General features: G+C 38.4%; 5 protein-coding genes. 4 read left to right on the top strand and 1 reads right to left on the bottom strand.

Going from position 1 to position 6,931, the window contains the following annotated elements:
* The first annotated feature begins 228 nt into the window (after positions 1 to 228).
* Both HX062_RS14195 and HX062_RS14190 read left to right on the top strand, forming a co-directional pair.
* Positions 229 to 588, top strand: coding sequence for a four helix bundle protein (locus HX062_RS14195; protein ID WP_182628530.1), 360 nt, complete (start codon positions 229 to 231; stop codon positions 586 to 588).
* A 346-nt stretch (positions 589 to 934) separates the two neighbouring features.
* Positions 935 to 3,196 (top strand): aconitate hydratase, encoded by a 2,262-nt coding sequence (locus tag HX062_RS14190; protein ID WP_286467845.1) that lies wholly within the window; start codon positions 935 to 937, stop codon positions 3,194 to 3,196.
* Positions 3,197 to 3,271: 75 nt separating this feature from the next.
* Here HX062_RS14190 and HX062_RS14185 read toward each other — a convergent pair whose 3' ends face one another.
* Positions 3,272 to 4,165, bottom strand: coding sequence for a LysR substrate-binding domain-containing protein (locus HX062_RS14185; protein ID WP_182628528.1), 894 nt, complete (start codon positions 4,163 to 4,165; stop codon positions 3,272 to 3,274).
* Between the two features lie 94 nt (positions 4,166 to 4,259).
* Between HX062_RS14185 and HX062_RS14180 the strand changes: the two genes are divergently transcribed.
* Complete coding sequence (locus tag HX062_RS14180) at positions 4,260 to 5,480, top strand: MFS transporter (RefSeq protein ID WP_286467844.1); 1,221 nt, start codon at positions 4,260 to 4,262, stop codon at positions 5,478 to 5,480.
* Positions 5,481 to 5,554: 74 nt separating this feature from the next.
* Complete coding sequence (locus HX062_RS14175) at positions 5,555 to 6,871, top strand: solute carrier family 23 protein (RefSeq protein ID WP_286467843.1); 1,317 nt, start codon at positions 5,555 to 5,557, stop codon at positions 6,869 to 6,871.
* The last annotated feature ends 60 nt before the right edge of the window (positions 6,872 to 6,931 follow it).

Raw genomic sequence — 6,931 nt, 5'->3', positions numbered from 1 at the left:
GTTCTTTGCTCTTTGTTCTTTGCTCTTTGTTCTTTGCTCTTTGTTCTTTGCTCTTTGTTCTTTGCTCTTTGTTCTTTGCTCTTTGTTCTTTTTTTGCGCTGTTTGCTCTTTGTTTTTTTGTGAACAGGGTGTGATTTTAATTAGTACAAAAAATATTATGACCCATTATGAAATACGGAATAAATTTTGAATGCATTATAAATTTATAACGCTAAAATTTTCCACATTATGCACTATTATTTTTTTGAAAAGCTTACCGTATGGCAGAATGCCAGAAATACAACCAAAGATATTTACTTACTCACTAATAAATTTCCTGTCCAAGAAAAGTATGGTTTGGTCTCTCAACTAAGACGAGCGATGTCCAGTGTAATGGCTAATATAGCAGAAGGAATGGCCAGAACGACAAATAAAGACAAAGCGCATATGATAAATATTTCATACTCTTCTGCTATTGAAGTCATTAATTTTCTTGTTTTAAGTTTAGACTTAGAGTTAATATCTGCTGAAGAATATTCTAATCTTCGAGAAAAATTAGAACATATTACAAATCAACTAGTAAGTTTACGTAAAAAATTGAAAGAATAACTATTAACTCAAGCATGTAAGACAAACCGAGCAAAGAACAAACCGAGCAAAGAACAAACCACACAAAGAACAAACCACACAAAGAACAAACCACACAAAGAACAAACCGCGCAAAGAACAAACCACACAAAGAACAAACCACACAAAGAACAAACCATACAAAGAACAAACCATACAAAGAACAAACCATACAAAGAACAAACCATACAAAGAACAAACCGCGCAAAGAGCAAAGAACAAAATAGAATCATTTTAAATATCTTTCTTTAACATTTTCATCATTTTTATCTGTAGTAAAAGCGGTAAATTGTGTTATAAATCAAACATTTAAAAAAGAACTGTTATTATGGCTTTTGATATCGAAATGATTAAAAAAGTGTATGAAAAGATGCCTGATCGCGTAGCGAAAGCACGTGAATTAGTAGGACGTCCTTTAACACTTACAGAGAAAATTTTATACACGCACTTATGGGAAGGTATGCCAGCTCAAACCTTTGAACGCGGAAAAGATTATGTTGATTTTGCTCCAGATCGCGTAGCTTGTCAAGATGCTACGGCACAGATGGCGTTGTTGCAGTTTATGCATGCGGGAAAAGAGAAGGTAGCTGTACCGACAACGGTGCACTGTGACCACTTGATTCAAGCAAAAGTTGGCGCCGCTACTGATTTAAAAGTGGCAGAAACACAATCGTCAGAAGTATTTAATTTTTTATCATCCGTATCAAATAAATATGGAATCGGATTCTGGAAGCCAGGAGCAGGAATTATCCACCAAATTGTGTTGGAAAACTATGCCTTTCCAGGAGGATTGATGATTGGAACAGACTCCCATACCGTAAATGCTGGAGGATTGGGAATGTTAGCCATTGGAGTAGGTGGTGCTGATGCCGTAGATGTAATGTCTGGAATGGCTTGGGAACTTAAATTTCCAAAGTTAATCGGTGTGAAGCTAACAGGTAAATTAAACGGTTGGACGGCGCCAAAAGATGTGATTTTAAAAGTAGCAGATATTCTTACCGTAAAAGGGGGAACTGGTGCTATTGTGGAGTACTTCGGAGAAGGGGCCCTATCTATGTCTTGTACTGGAAAAGGAACTATTTGTAATATGGGTGCTGAAATTGGAGCGACAACGTCTACCTTTGGTTATGATGATTCTATGCGTCGATATTTAGCAGCAACAGGACGTCAAGACGTTGTTGATGCGGCAGATCAAGTAGCAGAACACTTAACAGCTGATCCAGATGTGTATGCAAATCCAGCACAATACTTCGATCAAGTAATCGAAATTAATTTGTCAGAATTAGAACCCCATATCAATGGACCTTTTACACCAGACAGGGGAACACCTGTTTCTAAAATGAGAGCCGATGCAGAAAAAAATGGCTGGCCGTTGAAAGTAGAGTGGGGGTTAATCGGTTCGTGTACAAACTCATCTTATGAGGATATGTCAAGAGCTGCTTCTATCGTTGAGCAAGCAGTTAAAAACGGAATTACACCAAAAGCTGAGTTTGGAATCAATCCAGGATCAGAACAAATCCGTTATACCATCGAAAGAGATGGAATCATCGAGACTTTTGAAAAAATGGGAACTAAAGTATTTACCAATGCTTGTGGACCTTGTATTGGACAATGGGATCGCGAAGGTGCAGACAAAGGAGAAAAGAACACTATTGTTCACTCGTTTAACCGAAACTTCTCTAAACGCGCCGATGGAAATCCCAATACCCATGCTTTTGTTACCTCTCCAGAAATGGTAGCCGCTTTAGCGATTGCTGGTGATTTAGGGTTCAACCCAATAACGGATACCCTAATCAATGACGAAGGGCAAGAAGTGAAATTATTACCTCCAACAGGAGATGAGTTGCCTAAAAAAGGATTTGACGTGGAAGATCCTGGCTATCAAGCCCCAGCTGCTGACGGTTCCAATGTGGAAGTAATCGTTTCACCAACCTCTAATCGCCTTCAGCTGTTAGAACCTTTTTCGCCTTGGAATGGACAAAATATTACAGGAGCTAAATTGCTGATTAAAGCTTTTGGAAAATGTACGACAGACCATATCTCCATGGCTGGACCTTGGTTGCGTTTCCGCGGACACTTAGACAATATCTCCGATAATATGCTGATTGGTGCTGAAAATGCGTTCAACCACTTAACAAACAAAGTGAAAAATCAGCTAACAGGTGCGTATGATGCTGTACCTGCCGTACAACGAGCGTATAAAGCAGCAGGGATTCCTTCTATCGTAGTGGGAGACCATAACTATGGTGAAGGTTCTTCTCGTGAGCACGCAGCTATGGAACCGCGTCATTTAGGCGTAGTAGCCGTATTGGTTAAATCATTTGCACGTATTCACGAAACAAACTTGAAAAAACAAGGAATGCTTGCGCTTACCTTCGCCAACGAAGCGGATTACGATAAAGTACAAGAAGATGATACCATCAATTTCTTAGATTTAACTGAATTTGCACCAGGTAAACAACTACACTTAGAATTCGTTCACGCGGATGGATCTAAAGATGTAATTGCTGCAAATCATACCTATAACGCTAGTCAAGTGAATTGGTTTAAAGCAGGATCAGCTTTGAATTTAATCGCAGCAGGAAAATAGGTTACGGTTGACAGTTTAGATATACAAATAAGGGTTGAATTGTAAAACAATTCAACCCTTATTTGTATCTATTATTCACAACTGATTATACTCCTCTTTGTCTTCTGCTTTTAATAAATCAATAAAATACGCTGCAGCTTTCTTTTGGTAGCTATCCTTTAAACGCAAAGTAACCGCTTCTCTTTTCATATTTGTACCTCGGATGGGAATAGCACATAAATCTTTTTCGCCATGTACTGTAGCCAAAGTCAAGATGGTTTGAAAAGCACCCGTGCGAACTAAATCGACAATGGTAGCTGTATAGTTCACTTCTACCGCAATATTGGGTTTTACCTTGTGTTTCTCAAATTGACGATCTAAGAAGTCGCGCGTGTTAAAACCTTTGACAGGAAGGGCTAAGGTTAGTTTTTCTACCTCGTTGAAGTTCATACTCTTTTTTGTAGCTAAAGGACTATGAGCAGATACAATGACAGCCATATCTGAACTCATAATGGGTTCATGTAGGAGTTCATCGCTGTGTTTATCCTCGTAAAAGGTCAAGGCAAAGTCAATCTCTTGCTTCAGTAAAGCATCAATGAGCTCCGTTGTCGTGCCAAAAGTAACCTGTAACTTTATCATGGGAAATTGCTCAATGAAGTTTTTAAAAGCAGTAATAACGATCGACTTCAACCCCCAAGTTAAACCAATACTCAACGTTCCTGTATTAATTTGCTTTAAATCTTCTAACATTAATTTACCATCGTTAGAAGCTTGAATACTCTTTGCTGCATATGTGGCAAAAAGTTCACCTGCTTCGGTTATAGACACGCGTTTGCCAATGCGATCAAAGAGGGGAATCCCTAATTCATCTTCGAGTTGCTTAATTTGTTGAGATAAAGTGCTTTGTGTGATATAAAGTTCCTTTGCTGCTTCCGTAAAATTGAGCAATTCTTTTGCTTTTAAAAAATATTTGAGCTGTCTGAGTTCCATTTTATAATCGGTTTTATCGATTGATGTTATAGAAAAATACCATTTTACAAATTTAGAACATAAGTTTACCTTTACTGTAAAATTTTAGATAAAAATGGCAACAACGACCTATATTGAGCTGAGAGCTTCTGAGAAAGCTGTGAAAGGTAGCGTGCGTTACAAGCGAATTAAATGGGGGATTTTTTTAATTGGTGTTTCTGTTTTTGCACAGCTCTACAATTATCAACCTCTGTTGTCAGAAATCACGCATTACTTCAGGGTTACGCCTGCTGAGAGTAGCTATTTGGTGTCGGCTTCGACCTTGGGAATGGCTATAGGTTTGTTGTTGTTTGCCTTTATTGCCGACCGTTACCCTCGAAAAGAGGTCATGCTTTTTTCGTTGGTCTCTTCTACCGTACTAACTTTGACTTCCGTATTTGTTTATGATTTCTCACTTTTGATTAATATTAATCTCGTTAAGGGGATTTGTATTTCAGGGGTTTCTGCAGTGACCTTGGCTTATTTAGCAGAGGAGATTGATAGTAAATCCATTGGTACTGCCATTAGTTTTTACCTAGCAGGAAATACGTTTGGCGGCATGTTTGGACGTATAATTGCCGCCTTGGTCAGTGGATGGTACAATTGGCAAATAGCCGTGCTGACTATTGGTTTGTTGGCTTTGGGAATTGCCGTTTTCTTCTATTTCTTGTTCCCTGAATCACACTTCTTTGAACCTGAAAAAGTAAAATTCGATAAGAAAGTCCGTCAAATGCAACGCATTTTTCGCAATAAGAAAATCTTGGCGATGTACGTCGTTGCAATTTGTTTGATGGGAACCTTTGTCAGTATCTACAACTATTTAGGATTCAAACTAGAAGCGCCTCCTTATCACTTACCTCATTATTTGATTGCATTGATATTTCTCATGTATGCCTTTGGGATTGTAGGCAATTTAGCAGCGGGTCGTTTGTCCGATCGCTATGCTGCTAAAAAGTTATTATTGGTCGCTTTAGGGTTACTTTTAGTAGGACTTGCCTTGATGTATGTTGATCATTTGCTCGTGATTTTAGTGGGGTTAACGCTGTTTACCATCGCCTTTTTTAGCGGACATACCATCGCCAGTCGCGTTGTTACCCAATTGGGAGGCAAAGCTAAAAGTTCAGCTACAGCTTTGTATTGGTTTTTCTACTATATGGGATCGACCTTAATTGGTAGTTCCACTGGTTTTTTTATCAACAATGACAATTGGGGAGGCTTCTTTACTACCTTGATGCTATTGGGGGGAATAGCCTTGCTTGCGACCTATGTCGCGACAAAAAATAAAACTACAAAATAATACTCATCTCTACTGTTATTTTATTTTTGCTCCAAAATGACCTATTTTCGCATTTGTATTAAATAGATAACACCATGAAGGATAGTCAGGATCAAAAAGTTGTTTTAGCCATTGATGAAAAGCCCAAAGCAGGGCAGTGGTTTTTACTGAGTATACAACACCTATTTGCCATGTTTGGCGCAACGGTTTTAGTTCCTACCCTAACGGGGATGGATCCTGCTATTGCTTTGATATCGAGTGGAATAGGAACGCTTGTTTTTTTGGCAATTACCAAAGGTAAAGTTCCTTCCTATTTGGGATCCTCTTTTGCGTTTATCAACCCGATTATCGCTATCAAAGCCATGGAACAAGTTACGACAAACGACGTACCTGTAGGTAGTTTTTTAGTGGGTAGCTTTTTGGTTGGGGTAGTGTATTCTTTAGTAGCGCTCCTGATTGCTAAAGCGGGAACCAATTGGCTGATGAAATTGTTGCCACCTATTGTTGTAGGTCCTGTGATTATGGTGATCGGATTGGGATTAGCTAGTACAGCAGTTGGAATGGTGACAAATAATCCCACAGGTGAATATGACATTACCTATGTGATAATTGGATTGGTAACCTTGACCATTACGATTATCGCCGCTATTTTTACCAAAGGATTTTTAAGCGTTATCCCCATTTTGGTTGGCATCATAGGAGGATATTTATTTTCAGCTTCGATGGGCGTTGTTAACTTCTCACCTGTGATGGAAGCCGCTTGGTTTCAACTACCTAATTTTACAATTCCATTTGTCGATTATACCCCTTCTGTTACCCTATATGTAGTCTTTGTCATGTTACCTGTTGCCATTGTACCTATTGCAGAACACATTGGACATCAATTGGTGTTGAGCAAAGTAATCAACAAAGATTTAATCAAGGAACCCGGTTTGGATCGCTCCATGTTAGGTGATGGTGTAGCAACTATGCTTGCCGCTCTAATCGGTGGACCACCCAATACAACCTATGGAGAAAATATTGGTGTTTTAGCGATTACCCGAGCCTTTAGTATTTATGTTTTTATCGGTGCTGCTTGTTTCGCTATTCTGTTTGGATTCTGCGGAAAAATTACTGCTTTACTCTCAACCATTCCTGCTCCTGTTATGGGCGGTGTCTCCATTTTATTATTTGGGATTATTGCTTCTAGTGGATTGCGTATGTTAGTGGAAAATAAAGTCGATTTTAAAGTAAAACGCAATCTAATTATCTCTTCTGTAATTTTAATTATCGGAATTGGTGGAGCAGCGATCCATATTGGTGATTTAATGTCGATTGAGGGGATGGCTTTGGCTTCTATTATTGGTATTATTTTAAATATAGTATTGCCAGGAAGAAAGGAAATTACCTTTGATGATATGTTTAAGGAATAATTTTGTGAATATATTGGATAAAAAAAGTTAAAGTGTATTAAAATTAAATTTAATTAGTTT

The sequence above is a fragment of the Myroides sp. DF42-4-2 genome, assembly GCF_030326445.1.
Classification (GTDB): domain Bacteria; phylum Bacteroidota; class Bacteroidia; order Flavobacteriales; family Flavobacteriaceae; genus Flavobacterium.
The sequence above is the reverse complement of the archived record's forward strand: the minus strand, read 5'-3'. Positions and strand labels throughout refer to the sequence as shown.

Bases quoted from the DNA above. Each gene is read 5' to 3' on its own strand.
- HX062_RS14195 (WP_182628530.1), top strand. From the start codon at position 229: ATGCACTATTATTTTTTTGAAAAGCTTACCGTATGGCAGAATGCCAGA.
- HX062_RS14190 (WP_286467845.1), top strand. From the start codon at position 935: ATGGCTTTTGATATCGAAATGATTAAAAAAGTGTATGAAAAGATGCCT.
- HX062_RS14185 (WP_182628528.1), bottom strand. From the start codon at position 4,165: ATGGAACTCAGACAGCTCAAATATTTTTTAAAAGCAAAAGAATTGCTC.
- HX062_RS14180 (WP_286467844.1), top strand. From the start codon at position 4,260: ATGGCAACAACGACCTATATTGAGCTGAGAGCTTCTGAGAAAGCTGTG.
- HX062_RS14175 (WP_286467843.1), top strand. From the start codon at position 5,555: ATGAAGGATAGTCAGGATCAAAAAGTTGTTTTAGCCATTGATGAAAAG.